The organism is Pseudomonas sp. FSL R10-0399 (assembly GCF_009600165.1).
Classification (GTDB): Bacteria; Pseudomonadota; Gammaproteobacteria; order Pseudomonadales; family Pseudomonadaceae; genus Aquipseudomonas; species Aquipseudomonas helleri.
In genome coordinates this window covers 39,024-54,347 of the sequence record NZ_WIWK01000033.1, presented here as the reverse complement: position 1 = coordinate 54,347, position 15,324 = coordinate 39,024, and the positions used below count along the sequence as shown (strand labels likewise).

14 protein-coding genes are annotated in these 15,324 nt (G+C 56.1%); 4 read left to right on the top strand and 10 right to left on the bottom strand.

Translation table 11 applies throughout. From position 1 onward, the window contains the following. Positions 1–293: 293 nt before the first annotated feature. The 6 genes from GHO41_RS12160 to GHO41_RS12135 all read right to left on the bottom strand — a co-directional run bounded on the left by GHO41_RS12160 (position 294) and on the right by GHO41_RS12135 (position 5,558). A complete protein-coding gene (locus GHO41_RS12160; protein WP_153433715.1) occupies positions 294–995 on the bottom strand; it encodes an ABC transporter ATP-binding protein in 702 nt (233 codons plus the stop codon). Then, entirely contained in the window at positions 996–1,763 is a 768-nt protein-coding gene (livG, locus tag GHO41_RS12155) for a high-affinity branched-chain amino acid ABC transporter ATP-binding protein LivG (RefSeq protein WP_123751932.1), read from the bottom strand. Continuing rightward, positions 1,760–3,016 carry a high-affinity branched-chain amino acid ABC transporter permease LivM gene (locus GHO41_RS12150; RefSeq protein WP_048369466.1) on the bottom strand — a complete coding sequence of 419 codons (1,257 nt, stop codon included), beginning with the start codon at positions 3,014–3,016 and terminating at the stop codon, positions 1,760–1,762. The genes livG and GHO41_RS12150 overlap by 4 nt, the downstream gene beginning before the upstream one ends. Beyond that, the gene (gene livH, locus GHO41_RS12145; protein ID WP_123751934.1) at positions 3,013–3,936 is read right to left on the bottom strand and encodes a high-affinity branched-chain amino acid ABC transporter permease LivH; all 924 of its coding nucleotides are present in this window, start codon (positions 3,934–3,936) and stop codon (positions 3,013–3,015) included. The genes GHO41_RS12150 and livH overlap by 4 nt, the downstream gene beginning before the upstream one ends. Before the next feature lie 247 nt (positions 3,937–4,183). Further along, on the bottom strand, positions 4,184–5,311 hold the full coding sequence (locus GHO41_RS12140; protein WP_371928907.1) for a branched-chain amino acid ABC transporter substrate-binding protein: 1,128 nt from the start codon (positions 5,309–5,311) through the stop codon (positions 4,184–4,186). Continuing rightward, on the bottom strand, positions 5,298–5,558 hold the full coding sequence (locus tag GHO41_RS12135) for a hypothetical protein (protein WP_153332395.1): 261 nt from the start codon (positions 5,556–5,558) through the stop codon (positions 5,298–5,300). The genes GHO41_RS12140 and GHO41_RS12135 overlap by 14 nt, the downstream gene beginning before the upstream one ends. A 111-nt stretch (positions 5,559–5,669) precedes the next feature. Here GHO41_RS12135 and GHO41_RS12130 point away from each other — a divergent pair, with 111 nt between their 5' ends. Beyond that, positions 5,670–5,975 carry a DUF2288 domain-containing protein gene (locus GHO41_RS12130; RefSeq protein ID WP_048369860.1) on the top strand — a complete coding sequence of 102 codons (306 nt, stop codon included), beginning with the start codon at positions 5,670–5,672 and terminating at the stop codon, positions 5,973–5,975. Positions 5,976–6,142: 167 nt separating this feature from the next. Here the strand turns inward: GHO41_RS12130 and GHO41_RS12125 are convergent, their stop codons facing one another. Further along, positions 6,143–8,338: a bifunctional diguanylate cyclase/phosphodiesterase gene (locus GHO41_RS12125; RefSeq protein WP_048369472.1), complete on the bottom strand. Its 2,196-nt coding sequence runs from the start codon at positions 8,336–8,338 to the stop codon at positions 6,143–6,145. Positions 8,339–8,572: 234 nt separating this feature from the next. After that, a complete protein-coding gene (rapA, locus tag GHO41_RS12120; RefSeq protein ID WP_153433713.1) occupies positions 8,573–11,419 on the bottom strand; it encodes an RNA polymerase-associated protein RapA in 2,847 nt (948 codons plus the stop codon). A gap of 155 nt (positions 11,420–11,574) precedes the next feature. On the opposite strand from rapA, the gene GHO41_RS12115 reads away from it, so the two are divergent. The 3 genes from GHO41_RS12115 (at position 11,575) to ccoM (ending at position 12,401) form a co-directional block, all read left to right on the top strand. Further along, entirely contained in the window at positions 11,575–11,886 is a 312-nt protein-coding gene (locus tag GHO41_RS12115) for a hypothetical protein (RefSeq protein WP_048369861.1), read from the top strand. A 96-nt stretch (positions 11,887–11,982) separates the two neighbouring features. After that, positions 11,983–12,144: a hypothetical protein gene (locus tag GHO41_RS29805; RefSeq protein ID WP_088500241.1), complete on the top strand. Its 162-nt coding sequence runs from the start codon at positions 11,983–11,985 to the stop codon at positions 12,142–12,144. A gap of 143 nt (positions 12,145–12,287) precedes the next feature. Then, a complete protein-coding gene (gene ccoM / locus GHO41_RS30560; protein ID WP_048369476.1) occupies positions 12,288–12,401 on the top strand; it encodes a cytochrome c oxidase subunit CcoM in 114 nt (37 codons plus the stop codon). A 132-nt stretch (positions 12,402–12,533) separates the two neighbouring features. Here ccoM and GHO41_RS12110 read toward each other — a convergent pair whose 3' ends face one another. After that, on the bottom strand, positions 12,534–14,006 hold the full coding sequence (locus GHO41_RS12110) for an inorganic phosphate transporter (protein ID WP_048369477.1): 1,473 nt from the start codon (positions 14,004–14,006) through the stop codon (positions 12,534–12,536). Positions 14,007–14,352: 346 nt separating this feature from the next. Next, complete coding sequence (locus GHO41_RS12105; protein ID WP_048369479.1) at positions 14,353–14,553, bottom strand: hypothetical protein; 201 nt, start codon at positions 14,551–14,553, stop codon at positions 14,353–14,355. Between the last annotated feature and the right edge of the window lie 771 nt (positions 14,554–15,324).

The window sequence follows — 15,324 nt, the reverse complement described above, 5'->3', positions numbered from 1 at the left end:
GATCTTGTAGTCGCTGACGAGGCACGAGGCTGCGATGCGAGCCGTAGGGCCGCCACGATTTGCAGCCAACTCCCCCGCAGCAGTTGCCGAGTTTTACGAGGCTACGTCCGATTGCGAAGCGATCGTAAATACTCAATGCAAGGTTGAACGGACACACCGCGGAGCATGGTTTTGCGACTGCTGCGCAGCCGGACGTAGCCTCGCGGTGCTCGTCAACGACTACAGGGCGCGCAGCGCGATCTGCGGGCCAATAAAAAACGGCCCCGCAGGGCCGTTTTGTGTAGCAGGCAGGGTTAACCGCCCAGATACGCGTCACGCACTTTTGGATCGTTGAGCAATTGCTCGCCAGTGCCTTGCATGACCACCCGGCCGTTTTCCAGCACGTAGGCGCGGTCAGCAATTTTTAGCGCCTGGTTGGCGTTTTGCTCAACCAGGAACACGGTCACGCCTTCATCACGCAGCTGTTCGATGATGTCGAAAATCTGCTGAATGATGATGGGCGCCAACCCCAGCGACGGCTCATCGAGCAGCAGCAGCTTGGGTTTGCTCATTAGCGCACGGCCAATGGCGAGCATCTGTTGCTCGCCACCGGACATGGTGCCGCCGCGTTGGGTAAAACGCTCTTTAAGACGCGGAAACAGGTGCAAAACCTTGTCGAGTTGCTCCTGATAATCGTGCTTTTCAGTAAAGAACCCGCCCATGGCGATGTTCTCTTCTACGGTCAAACGGGCAAATACCCGACGACCTTCCGGCACGACCGCGATGCTTTTGCGCATGATCTGCGCCGAGGTCAGGCCCACCAGCTCTTCACCCATGTAGCGAATACTGCCGCTTTGGGCTTGTGGCGAACCGCACAGGGTCATCATCAGCGTCGATTTACCGGCACCGTTGGCACCGATCAAAGTCACGATTTCACCCTGGCGCACTTCGACGTTGACGCTGTGCAGCGCCTGGATCTTGCCGTAGAAGGTCGAGACGTTTTCAAACTGCAGCATTTACGCTTCCCCCAAATAGGCTTTGATCACGTCAGGGTTGTCGCGGATTTGCTCCGGGGTCCCGTCGGCCAAAGGTGTGCCCTGATTGATCACCACGATATGGTCGGAAATGCTCATGACCAGTTTCATGTCGTGTTCAATCAGCAAGACCGTTACGTTGTGCTCATTGCGCAATACGCTGATGAGCATCTTGAGGTCTTCGGTCTCTTTAGGGTTGAGGCCCGCCGCGGGCTCGTCGAGCATGAGCAGGCGCGGGCGCGTCATCATGCAGCGAGCGATTTCCAGACGGCGTTGCTGCCCATAGGCCAAGGTGCCCGCCGGGCGGTTGGCGAACTCGGTCAAGTTGACCTTGTCCAGCCAGTACGCGGCATATTCCATGGCCTCGCGTTCGCTTTTACGGAACGCCGGGGTCTTGAACAGACCGGCCAGGAAGTTGGTGTTGAGGTGGCGGTGCTGAGCGATCAGCAGGTTCTCAACGGCGGTCATGTCCTTGAACAAACGAACGTTCTGGAAGGTGCGCACCACGCCTTTGCGGGCGATTTCATGACCAGACAGCCCTTGAATCGGCTCGCCATCGAGCAGGATGGTGCCCGCAGACGGTTTGTAGAAGCCCGTCAGGCAGTTGAACACGGTGGTTTTGCCGGCGCCGTTAGGGCCGATCATCGATACAACCTGTTTTTCCTGGACGGTCAGGGCTACGCCATTCACCGCCAACAAGCCGCCAAAGCGCATGCTCAGGCCGCTGACTTTCAGTAACTCGCGGCTCATTTTCGCAGCTCCAGGTGAGGACGTTGCATAGGCAGCAGACCTTGTGGCCGCCAGATCATCATCACAACCATCAGGGCTCCGAACAGCAGCATCCGGTACTCACTGAATTCACGCATCATTTCTGGCAGCAGGATCATCACCACGGCCGCCAGAATCACGCCCAGTTGCGAGCCCATGCCACCCAGTACCACGATCGCCAGAATGATCGCCGACTCAAGGAAGGTGAACGATTCTGGGGTCACCAAACCTTGGCGAGCGGCAAAGAAGCTACCTGCGAAACCGGCAAAGGTAGCGCCCAGGGTGAACGCCGACAGTTTGATAATGGTCGGATTCAAGCCCAGTGCGCGGCAGGCGATTTCGTCTTCACGCAGGGCTTCCCACGCGCGACCAATCGGCATACGCAGCAAACGGTTGATCACGAACAGCACGATCAGCACCAGCACCAGCGCGATCAGGTACAGGAAGATGACCTTGTTGATCGAGTTGTAGGCGATACCGAAGTATTCGTGGAAGGTTTGCATGCCTTCGGCAGCGGTCCGGTCGAAGCTGAGGCCAAAAAGAGTAGGTTTTGGAATGTTACTGATGCCGTTCGGTCCACCGGTGATGTCCGTCAGGTTACGCAGGAACAGACGGATGATTTCACCAAAGCCCAAGGTCACGATCGCCAGGTAGTCACCGCGCAAGCGCAGCACCGGGAACCCCAGCAGGAAACCAAAGGTTGCGGCCATCAACCCTGCCAATGGCAGGCACACCCAGAAGCTCAGGCCGAAGTAGTGCGCGAGCAGCGCGTAGGTGTAGGCACCGACCGCGTAGAACCCCACATAGCCCAGGTCCAGAAGGCCGGCCAGGCCCACCACGATGTTCAGGCCAAGGCCCAGCATCACGTAGATCAGGATCAGGGTGGCGATGTCGACGGCGCCGCGTGAGCCATAGAACGGCCAGATCAAGGCGACAACGACCAGCCCCAGAATGATCCAGCGTTGGGTGCTGGGCAGGGTCAGGAAGTTGGTTGCCTTGGCAGGGACTTTCGGCAGGCCCGGTGAAGCACGCCAGGCGGCGCTCAGTTGATGGTGGAACAGCACACGCAAAAACATCAGCAAAGAGCAGATCGCAATCACGCTCAGGGTGAAGGTGCTGGTGTGGTGAACTTCAATGTTGATCCCGACGATTGTCAGTTTCAGGCCGAGTACCGGGTAGGCGACGGCCCAGACCAACAGGGCGCTGAAGAGCGCCGCTTTAAGATTCCTGATCATACTTTTTCAATCTCCGGACGTCCCAGAATGCCGGTCGGACGGAACAGCAGTACCAACACGAGCAGGCTGAATGCCACGACGTCTTTGTACTGGTCGCCGAAAATGTCAGCACCAAAGGCCTCAGCCACGCCGAGCACCAGACCACCGAGCATCGCGCCGGGAATGCTGCCAATCCCGCCCAATACCGCTGCTGTAAAGGCTTTAAGCCCTACAAGGAAGCCGGAACCGGGGTTGATGACACCGTACTGAACGCTGATCAGAACAGCGGCAACGGCTGCCAGGGCAGCACCAATCACGAAGGTCAGGGCGATCACGTTGTTGGTGTTGATGCCCAGCAGGTTGGCCATCTTCATGTCTTCGGCACAGGCGCGGCAGGCGCGGCCCAGGCGTGAACGGGAGATGAACAGGGTCAGGCCGAGCATGGCCACCAGAGTGACGACGAAGACCACGATTTGCATGTAGGAGACGACAACTTCGCTCGCACCACCTGGGCCGAAGCTGAAGCCGCCGGGGATCAGGTTAGGAATCGATTTGTCTTTTGAGTCCTGGGACAGCAGCACCATGTTTTGCAGGAAGATCGACATACCAATGGCAGAGATCAAGGGGATCAAGCGGTTACTGCCACGCAAGGGACGGTAAGCCACCCGTTCAATGCTGTAGCCGTAAGAACTGGTTACTACGATGCTCGCGATAAACGCCCCGGTCAGCAGCAATGGCACGCTGTCCAGGCCCATCATGGTCAGACCGGCGATGGCGATAAACGCAATGTAGGAACCAATCATGTACACCTCGCCATGGGCGAAGTTGATCATTCCAATAATGCCGTAAACCATCGTATAGCCGATGGCGATCAGGGCATACGTGCTGCCAACGTTGAGGCCGTTAACCAGCATTTGGAAGAAGTGATAGATGTCAGGCATTACAAGCTCCTAAAAACCTGAGACGCATTTCACTGGTGGAGTCATTTTCCGGCCTGTTTCGTACGCTTTTTTAGCCGTTTGAGCACAGGTCTTTTGCCAGCGAACCGCTGGTGACGGTTTTAAAGATTTTCAGGTGGGGAGACTTTCGGATCACGAAAGCGCGGCCCAATTTCTGTGGGCTTAAGGCCCGTAAAACAAAGCCCACCGTTCGCGCAGTGGGCTTTGTAGTCAGATCAAGAACCGACCCTTATTGAGGGCTTACTTCTGTTTTAGGCTTGCCGAAGTGCCATTCGTAGACCACGAATTTGAAGTCTTTGAGGTCACCTTTGGCGTCGTAGCTCAGATCACCCGTAGGAGTTTTGAACGTGCCAGCATGGATGGCTTCAGCCACTTTGGCCGGGTCTTCGCTCTTGGCTGCGGTGATGCCTTGGGCGATCAGCTCAACCGCAGAGTAAGCCGGGAACACGAACGGGCCGCTAGGGTCCTTGCCATCTGCCTTGATGGCATCCGCGATCGCCTTGTTTTCCGGGGCTGTATCAAAGGATTTTGGCAGGGTAACCAGCAGGCCTTCGGAAGCATCCTGGGCAATTTGCGAGATGGAATCGTTGCCCACGCCTTCAGGGCCCATGAACTTGGCGTTCAGGCCTTTCTCTTTGGCTTGGCGCAGGATCAGGCCCAGTTCAGGGTGATAGCCGCCGTAGTACACGAAGTCGACGTTAGCTTGCTTGAGCTTCTGAATGATGGACGCGAAGTCTTTGTCGCCAGCGTTAACACCTTCAAATACAGCAACCTTAACGCCGTCTTGTTCAAGCGTCTGTTTGACGGCAGTCGCGATGCCTTCGCCGTATTGCTGTTTGTCGTGCAAGACAGCAACGATTTTCGGTTTCACGAACTTGGCAATGTAGTTACCCGCTGCCGGGCCTTGGGCGCTGTCCAGACCGATGGTGCGGAATACCAGTTTGTAACCACGGTCAGTGATCTCCGGGCTGGTGGCAGCCGGGGTGATCATGATGATGCCTTCGTCTTCGTAAATGTCCGAAGCCGGTTGAGTGGAGCTGGAGCACAAGTGGCCTACAACGAATTTGACGCCATCGTTGACCACTTTGTTGGCCACCGCGACCGCTTGTTTTGGATCGCAGGCATCGTCGTATTCAACGGCTTCAAGTTGCTTGCCATCGACGCCGCCTTTGGCGTTGATGTCTTTGATAGCTTGTTTAGCGCCCATGAACTGCATGTCGCCGTACTGGGTCACAGGCCCGGTTTTAGGGCCAGCAATACCGATCTTGATGGTGTCTGCAGCAAACGAATGGCTGGCAACCCCGGCCAAAACCATAGCGGCAAACAGTTTAGTAATCTGCTTCTTAGCCATCTTTATTGGTGCTCCACTCTTCTGTTGTAATTTTTATAGTCCTGGAAGCCAAGGCAGCCGGACCGGGTTTTTTCTGAGCGAAATTCCCGACCAATCCCCCCTGCAACTGTACCGGTACAGTGTAGAGCGCCGGTTCAACGCTTGAATAGCGGGCTACCGGGAGAAAAAGCAGGAAATGTCGCTTAAACGAAAGAAAGAGACAGAATGGCGGCGGATTATGTTGTTGATCTATATCGGGATGTTGCCAGCTCAACAGGTTCGTCCTTGGCGCTTCACTCTTTCCTCGTTTCCATACCTCTGTTTGGGTTTTTCTACCGGGTGTGCGGCGCTATCATTGCGCCGATTTTTTTACCTGGTGAATCCCATGAATCAAGAACCTAGCACCCTCTATGCCAAGCTGCTTGGTGAGACCTCAACAATTGAATGGAAGGTGTTGCTGCCATTCTTCGCCAAAGGTGACTTGTTGTGGGTTGACCCCGCACTGGACTTGATCGACGCGGCCATTGCCGTGACTCAGGATGAAGCAGAGAAGATCAAGGCCTGGATGGCTTCTGGCGTATTTGGAAAGATGACTACAGAACACGCGCTAGACGTTAATGCGCGAGATCCTGAGCTGTGGGCCGTGGTGGTATCGCCTTGGGTGATGGTCCAGGAAAGGGCACAAATTTAATTGAACGCACCAAACAGGAGCGTTTATAGAGGGGCGATTTGGGCGAGGTGGTGTGTAGGCCAGTAACTGGTTTCACAATAGTGGCCACTTGCCGTAGAGAAACGCCACAGTCAGTTCTGTGGCATTTCGCTAAATGGGTAGCTGCTAAATGGGTAGCGAATGCGCTACTACAGTTGAAGCGCCGAGTAGCCCGATGCAAAGCGGTGAGATTGATTGAGCTGTTCCAGCACGCCGGGCAGCGCTTCAAACGGTACAGGGCGGCTGATCAGATAACCCTGGATAAAGTCGCAGCCATAGCGGCTTAAAAGCTCGAGTTGCTGGGTGGTCTCGACACCTTCGGTCACCACTTGCAGTTGCAGTGTGTGGGCCATGACGATAATTGCCTGAACGATTTCCATGTCCTGGCTGGAGGTTTGGATGTCCTGGATAAACGAACGATCAATTTTCAGGGTATTGAGGGGCAGGCGCTTTAAATAGGCCAGGGACGAGTAGCCGGTGCCAAAGTCGTCAATCGACAAGGACACGCCCAGCGCGCGTATCTGCCTTAATAGCTGTGAGGTATTGCTGATATTGCCCATTAAAGCGTTTTCAGTGACTTCAAGTTCCAGCCGATGCGGGGCGATCCCGGAGCAATACAGCGCATTTTCAATGTCCTCAGCCAGTTCTTCGCGCACCAGGTTGAGTGCCGAGCAGTTGACGGCAACCCCAAGCTGCTGCCAGCCGAGCCGTGAAAGTGTCGCCAGATCGGTGCAGGCTCTGCGCAACACCCAATGATCCAGTTCGGCAATCAGCCCGTTGGCCTCAGCAATATTGATAAAACGGTCCGGGCCGAGCAAGCCATGCTCCGGGTGCTGCCAGCGGATCAATGCCTCCAGTTTGGCGACTCGCCCTTGCTTGAGGTCGATGATGGGTTGGTAGTGCAGTAGCAAGCCGGTGTCTTCATTCAGCGCCTGGCGCAGTTCTTCTTCGATTTGCAGCTCGAGTGAGGCGCGTGTGGTCAGGTTAGGGCTGAAAAAATTCAGGCTGTTGCGACCACCGCCTTTGGACTGATAGAGCGCCAGATCCGCGTGCTTGAGCAGCTCAATGCTGCTGGTGCCGTCGTCCGGGAACACACTGATGCCAATGCTGGTGGTCATGACCATGCGCCTGCCCGTCAGCTCGATGGGCTCTTTGAGCGTGTGCATGATGCGCTTGGCCATGCTTTGCGCTTCGTCGCGATCGTGGATGTCGATCAGAATACAAAACTCGTCGCCGCCAAATCGCGCCACCACATCCCCGTGATTGCGGGCGGCGCCTCTGATCTGATTGGCAATGGTCTTAAGCAGCTCATCGCCTGCGTCGTGGCCCAGGCTGTCATTGATCCGCTTGAAGTGATCGATGTCGAGAAACAGCACCGCCAGTTTGCTGTTCTTGGCGGCCGCGTCAGCGAGTTTTTCAGCAAAGATCTGGTTGAAGCCGCGCCGATTGATCAGGTTGGTCAGCGGGTCGTAATGCGCCACTTGCTGCAATGACATGCGGGCTTCATCAAGCTGGCTGAGCAGGGCATTGACCCGTGCCAGGTCGTGCTCTTTTTGTTGCAGCTTTTTATCGACCAAGGCCGCACTGATGCTGCTGCCGATCAACAACAGCGTGATCATGGCGACCATTAAGGCGACTTGCCAGTGGTTGGTTTCAATGTGGGTCTGGTTGATCTCGCCCTCAGGCGATAGCGTGTGCAGTGCCCACATGCCAATAAAGTGGACGCATAAAATGGCGGTGCCCGCGGTGAGGCTGATGGCGTATTTAAAAAACTGATGGGCCATGCCGTGGGTAGTGCGCAAGGCTATGGCCATCTGCAAGGCCCAATAACTGGCACCCACAGCCAGGATTAAAGAAAGGGCAACGCCGATGAATTCGTAGTGTTGCTGGCTGTTGGAGTGCATGGCGGTCATGCCGGTGTAATGCATGCCGCCGATGCCCAGGCCAAATATCAGCGCTGCGAGCATTAAGGGTATGCGCGAAAGGCCGGGCTGATTGAGCAGATGCATGGCAATCAGTGCGCTGACCCAGATGATAACCAGCGAGCCGATGGTGATGCCCAGGTTGTAATGAACCTCAAGCGAAGACTCAAAGGCCAGCATGCTGATGAAGTGCATGGCCCAAATACCGCCTGCCAGGCAGCTTGCGCCCAGCCATCGCCAAACCGTTTTGGCCGTGGCTTTTTCTGCATTGGCGGCACGTTCACCCATATGCAGCGCAGCCAAGCTCGCGGCGCAGGCCACCAGCCAGGCGAGAAACACCAGGTACAGGTTGTGGCTGCTGTGCAGTGTCTGGAGGCCGTGCTCAGCATGTGCGCCGAGAAACTGCCATTCGAACCATTCCATTGCGGCCCTCGGCACTGAGTCCAGGTTTGCCAGTCAACAGGTGCTGACGTGCTTTCAGTGTAGAGGCTGGAATAGGGCGGGGGAGGGTGGTGGCTATATGATGCTAATCATTTCGTAATAAACAATTAGTTTTTAATCGCGAACTTCGGTTGAAAACCTGTAGGAGCGAGCTTGCCTCGCGATCTTTTAAAGATCAAAAGATCGCGAGGCAAGCTCGCTCCTACAGAATGCGGGTTAGCCGGCGACTAGGACGCGAATCGCTTCAAGGCGCAGCGCGGCTTTTTCAAGCATGGCCAGCCCTTGTTCGCGTTGTTTACGCAAGGCAACCAACTCGCTGTCACGTACGGTCGGGTTGACCGCTTGCAGCGCAGTCAGGCGCGCCAGTTCTTCTTCTGTGTCGGCTGCCAGACGGCGTTGCGCTTCGGCTACACGTTCAGCGTGACGTGGCGCAACCTTGGCTTCGCCGGCATTGATTTTCGGCGTCAGGTTATCGCGCTGCGCCTGGATGAACTTGTTGGCGCTGGCACGGGGCACGCTTTCCAGTTGTTCATTCAGGGTGTCGAAGGCCACGCGCGAGGACAGGTCGTTGCCGTTGGCATCGAGCAGGCAACGCAGTGCAGCAGGCGGCAGGTAGCGGCCCAGTTGCAGGGAGCGCGGGGCAACGGCTTCGCTGACGTAAATCAGTTCGAGCAGAACGGTCCCGGGCTTGAGCGCCTTGTTTTTGATCAGTGCCACGGCGGTATTGCCCATCGAGCCCGAGAGCACCAAGTCCATGCCGCCCTGCACCATCGGGTGTTCCCAGGTGATGAACTGCATGTCTTCACGCGACAGCGCCTGGTTGCGGTCGTAGGTGATGGTCACGCCTTCGTCGTCACCCAGCGGGAAGCTGGCGTCGAGCATTTTCTCGCTCGGCTTGAGAATCAGGGCGTTCTCGGAATGGTCTTCACTGTCGATGCCGAACGCATTGAACAGGGTTTCCATGTAGATCGGCAGGGTGAACTGGTCGTCCTGCTCAAGAATCGCTTCTACCAGGGCTTCGCCTTCACCTGTGCCGCCGGAGTTGAGCTCCAGCAGGCGGTCACGACCGGTGTGCAGTTCTTGCTCCAGGCGCTCGCGCTCGCTGCGGGCTTCGTTGATCAGCGCTTGCCACGGGGTGTCGTCGGTTTCTTCAAGCAACGGCAGCAGGCGTGGGCCGAACTGGTGTTGCAGGGCGTTGCCGGTCGGGCACGTGTTGAGGAACGCGTTCAGAGCCTCGTGATACCACTGGAACAGGCGCTCTTGCGGGCTAGTTTCCAGGTACGGCACGTGCAGTTCGATGACGTGCTTCTGGCCGATACGGTCCAGACGGCCGATACGCTGCTCCAGCAGGTCCGGGTGGGACGGCAGGTCGAACAGCACCAGGTGATGGGCGAACTGGAAGTTGCGGCCTTCGCTGCCGATTTCCGAACAGATCAGCACTTGTGCGCCGAACTCTTCATCAGCGAAGTAAGCAGCTGCGCGGTCACGTTCAAGAATGTTCATGCCTTCGTGGAAGACCGTGGCAGGAATGCCGGAGCGAACGCGCAGGGCGTCTTCCAAATCCATGGCGGTTTCGGCGTGGGCACAGATCACCAGCACTTTAGTGCGCTTGAGCATTTTCAGGGTGTCGGTGAGCCACTCTACGCGAGGGTCAAAGCGCCACCAGCGCTCTTCATCGCTGGCGTCCGGCTGGGCCTGGAAGCTGACTTCCGGGTACAGCTCGGCGTGATCACCGATGGGCAGTTCGAGGTATTCGTCCGGGCACGGCAGCGGGTAAGCATGCAGTTTGCGCTCGGGGAAGCCCTGGATCGCGGCGCGGGTGTTACGGAACAAAACGCGGCCAGTGCCATGACGGTCGAGCAGTTCGCGAACCAGACGCGCGCTGGCTTCGGTATCGCCTTCGTTGACTGCGGCGAGCAACGAGTCGCCTTCAGTACCCAGGAAGTTATGGATGGTGGTGTGCGCTTCAGGGGACAGGCGGCCTTTATCCAGCAGTTCCTGTACCGCCTGAGCGACCGGGCGATAGTTCTCGCTCTCGGCGCGGAAGGCGGCCAAGTCGTGGAAGCGGTTTGGATCGAGCAGGCGCAAACGTGCGAAGTGACTGTCCTGACCCAGTTGTTCCGGGGTCGCGGTCAGCAGCAAGACGCCAGGGATTACGCCGGCCAGTTGCTCGACCAGACCGTATTCAGGGCTGACTTGATCTTCGTGCCACACCAGGTGGTGAGCTTCGTCGACCACCAGCAGGTCCCAGTCTGCGTCGAACAGGGCTGCTTGCGCTTTAGGGTCGTCAACCAGCCATTCCAGAGCCACCAGAGCCAACTGGCAGTCTTCAAACGGGTTGCCGGCATCGCTTTCAATGAAGCGCTCTTCGTCAAACAGTGCGACTTCAAGGTTGAAGCGGCGACGCATTTCGACCAGCCACTGGTGTTGCAGGTTTTCCGGAACCACGATCAGCACACGGCTGGCGCGGCCACTGAGCAGTTGGCGATGAATCACCAGGCCCGCTTCGATGGTTTTACCCAAGCCCACTTCGTCAGCCAGCAATACGCGCGGCGCGATACGGTCGGCCACTTCACGGGCAATGTGCAGTTGGTGAGCGATAGGTTGCGCACGCACGCCACCCAGGCCCCACAGCGGCGATTGCAACTGGCGGCTAGTGTGCTCAAGGGTGTGGTAACGCAGCGAGAACCACGACAGCGGGTCGATTTGCCCGGCGAACAGGCGGTCGCTGGCCAGACGGAACTGGATAAAGTTCGACAGTTGCGTTTCTGGCAGGGTCACCAGCTCGTTTTGTTCGTTGAAACCGTGATAAACCATCAGACCGCTGGAGTCATCGACTTCGCGAACGGTCATCTTCCAGCCTTCAAAGTGGATGATGGTGTCGCCCGGCGAGAAACGCACGCGCGTCAGTGGGGCGTTACGCAGCGAATATTGGCGGGTTTCGCCAGTGGCCGGATAGAGCACGGTCAGCAAGCGACCGTCCTGTGCCAGAACGGTGCCTAAGCCTAGCTCAGCTTCGCTGTCACTAATCCAGCGTTGCCCCGGTTGATACTGCTGCGCCATGCTGCCTGACTCCCGCTTTGAAAAAGCCGAGTATATTAACGCAGCAGAGTCCTCAGTCCAAAGGACTCTGACAAAAAGCTGCTCTACTCAAAAGAAGCCAATGGCGCTTTTCGATGAGTGGTTTTCAGCCGGACGCAGAACAGGAGCACACCATCATGCTGCCGCCGATTCTACCGCTGAGCGTTGTCCCCGTGACCTCACAACAAGACCCGGTACGCCCGCGACCTGAAATCCCGGCGGTGGTGCCTGCCCAGGCCAGTTCGGGGGACAGCACGGTCAACATCAAACACCATGATGCTGACCAGGCAGCCTTGTTATTGCGCGAAGAGCAGCAGCGTCAGCAACACAAACGCCAGCATGAGGGGCAGCCGCCGCTGCCCGATGAAGTCCAGGCGGATCAGCCTGCCGATGATGGCGTGGTCGATGGGACGCAGCGTCAGGGTTTATGGATTGATATCGAGGTATGACTGGATTTTTTCTGGCCTGTTGTCCGGCCTCAACGCATTATTGCGCTGTCCCTTGAACCCTTTTAGCCAACAGCCTCTGACAGTGACCTGATTTTTATGAGCCAAGACAGCAATCTGGTTGACCTGGGTGCAGAACGTGCCAAGCGCGTGCATGACCTTAAAGAGAAGCGTCTGAACGAAGTGCGCCAGGCATTCGAGCAAGCAATGCCCTTGGCAAATGCCAAGAAAAAGCCGAAAAAGAAACCTAAAAAGCGCTGATCTACCGCGTTTTAGCTGATCTGGGTCAACTTTTCTTCCCAAGCCTCGTCGGGCCGTGATCACTATTGATCCCGGTCAACGTATGCGCCTGCCTGTGTGGTTAATCTAGCTCCAATACAAACAGACACGAGCAGGAGGCCGTCATGTTTCTCGACAATGTGGTTATCGCAGGGGTAGTGACGGTCGGTCTCATGGTGTTGTTCTTCGCAGGTCTGGGTTTTTTTATCTGGAGAGACTCCCAGAAGCGCAATAAGTAGCGCCGGGTCTTTCTGGTACACGAGCACGCAAGGCATTTTGGGCGACTTCGGTCGCCTATTTTTTTGCCTGTAATAAACGCATAAAAAAAGGTACGCCCCGTGAGGGGCGTACCTTTTTTGTCAGGCGCTGGATCAGTTGAGGGCGATGGACGCCAACCAGAACAGTGCTGCAGACAGCCCGACAGTGGCCGGCAGGGTCAGCACCCAAGCCATCAGGATGGTCTTGATGGTGTTGCCTTGCAGGCCGCTTTTGTTGGCAACCATGGTACCCGCCACGCCTGAAGACAGGATGTGCGTGGTCGAGACCGGAAGGGCAAACACGTTGGCCAGGCCAATCGCGATGGTGGTAGTGATCTGAGCGGCCATGCCTTGGGCATAGGTCATGCCTTGCTTGCCGATCTTCTCGCCGATGGTTTTAACCACGCGTCTCCAGCCAACCATGGTGCCCAGGCCCAGGGCCAGTGCGACAGCCAGAATCACCCAGAACGGTGCGTATTCAGTGGTGGTGGTCAGGTCTTTACGCAGTTTTTCGAGATCCGCCTTTTCACTGGCGTCGAGCACTGGCAGCTTGCTGACTTTTTTCGCCGTGTCATCCAGGCACAGCAAATAGCGACGAATTTCGATGCGCTGCTCAGAGGTCATGGAGTGGTAGTCAGTCACGCCCTTGAGTGAGCTCAGCAGAGCGGCAATGGTTGGCTCGGTTTGCTGCGGATTGCAGCTGAACTTGCCCGGCAGGTCGCTTTTAATGCTTTTGCCCAGTGCCAGGTATTCGTTCAGGCTCTCGTGGTTACGCTGATAGAACTGGCTCAGGTGCAGCGTCGCGTCGCGCGTTCGCTCGATCTGGTAAGTGCTACTGTTCAAGTCCAGAACGAAGGCGCTCGGCACGATACCGATCAGTACCAGCATGATCAGGCCAATACCTTTTTGACCGTCGTTGGAGCCGTGAACGAAGCTCACGGTCATGGCAGAAATCACCAAAACCAGACGGTTCCAGAACGGCGGATGCTTTTTATCATCCAGCTTGCGGCGTTCTTCTGGGGTCTTGTGCATCTTGGAGTTAGGACGCCACCACTTCAGGCCCACCAGCATGAGGCCGGCAATGATGAAGCCCGCCAGTGGCGAGAACACCAAAGAAGCGCCAATCTCAATAGCCTTCTGCCAGTTAACGCCTTCGCTCACCGGGATGCCGTTGATCAGGGCGTTGGCCAGGCCGACACCGAGGATCGAGCCGATCAGGGTGTGGGAGCTGGAGGCCGGAATCCCGAAGTACCACGTACCCAGGTTCCAGGTAATGGCTGCAGCCAGCAGCGAGAACACCATGGCCAGGCCATGTCCGGTGTTCACGTTGACCAGAAGCTCTACCGGCAGCAAGTGGACGATGGCGTATGCCACCCCGACTCCGCCCAGCAGAACGCCCAGAAAGTTGAATACACCGGAGAAGAACACCGCCAGGTGAGGCGGCATGGCTTTGGTGTAGATGACAGTCGCTACCGCGTTCGCGGTGTCATGAAAGCCGTTAATGAACTCGAAGGCGAGAACAAAGGCTAGGGCGAAGAAGAGGCTGATAAGAACCCAGGCATCCAATCCGCTTAGTAGATCGATCATGAAGGTTTTCTGACACGGTCATAAAGGGGGCCGGATTATGCCAGAAAACCTTGGTAATCGATGCACTTGGTGCTCGCCGGTAACATCTATAAATGAAAAAAGCGGTAGGACACCCCGATTTACAGAGGCCCAAAAACAGCTCCAAGCCGCTGATAACAAAGGCTATAAGCGTTTCAGAGGGGAGGGCCTGTGCCTACGTGACGGTCTGATTTGAGTGTGTGAAATTTCTGTAATCAGACAGTTTGGTGGCTTGGGCAGACCTTTTGTCGGGCAAAGGTCAGCCTCCGAGCAATGCAGCGGCAGGAGGCGTTGTAGCCGTTTTTACACAGATTTCAGCCGTGGTGATTCACGACTCTTCAGCTTTGAGTTCTTTCTCAATTTTTTGAATTTCTTGAGAAAACGCCTGATCCAGCAGGCTTGCACGTTTGCGCCAAGGCTTGCGCTCGGGCTCCGGCTTTGCGGCATAAGTGGTCACTTCGCCGCCATAAACATCCTTGTAACGTTGTTCCTGACGCTCAAGTTCTGCGCGCAGTTCGTCTTTCGTCACAGTGCTACCTAATTAAGTAAAGATTAAACCTGGTGAACCACTCGGCAAGAGAGGTTGATACATCTGACGTTTGAGTCAGCTTTAGACGGATATCTATAAGCAGCGTCAAGGTTAAATCAACCACTCTGTGCAGGCGGCAACGTCATTAATTAACGCATGAGCGCTGTCGCACTTAAGTGCTCACCCCAGAGGGTGGACAATTCAGGTCGCACTTGGAAGTTAAGCCTCTCGGCCTATTGAGTTCAACGAGCGGGTTGGATCCAAAAGGCGGGAATGCTTGACTCTGTGCATTCAATTACTTGCGGGCCATAAAGGCTTGAGTAAGGCGTCTACTATCGCCGAAGCGCTTTAGGTCCGTCAACTTCCAAGTGCAAACTTTGTTGCAAAAATTCAGGGAATGAACAGCTTTCGGCATTTTTTAGAACTATTAATACGAGTGAAGGTAAATGGAGTGTCAAGTTGTTGAGCGCTACCGTCAGCTTAATTGACCGGGCATATAAGGAAAATGCACTCCAATGAGTGGGGGAGGCTGTTTGTCGCAGTGTAGTCGGTAAAAAAAGCTTAATGGAAATCAGACGCAGGTGTTGTCTGTAGTTATAAAGTACGGCAATGGAACTTTATTAAACGCACAGGATCATGGGGCGTTGCCTACGTCTCATTCATATCCGTGATGAAGAGTGAGGATATTGCGATTATCGGTCATCGGTTCGATAATCGGCCAATATTGCATCTGCCATGTGTCTGTTGTTACCGGGGCCGATCTGTAATAAC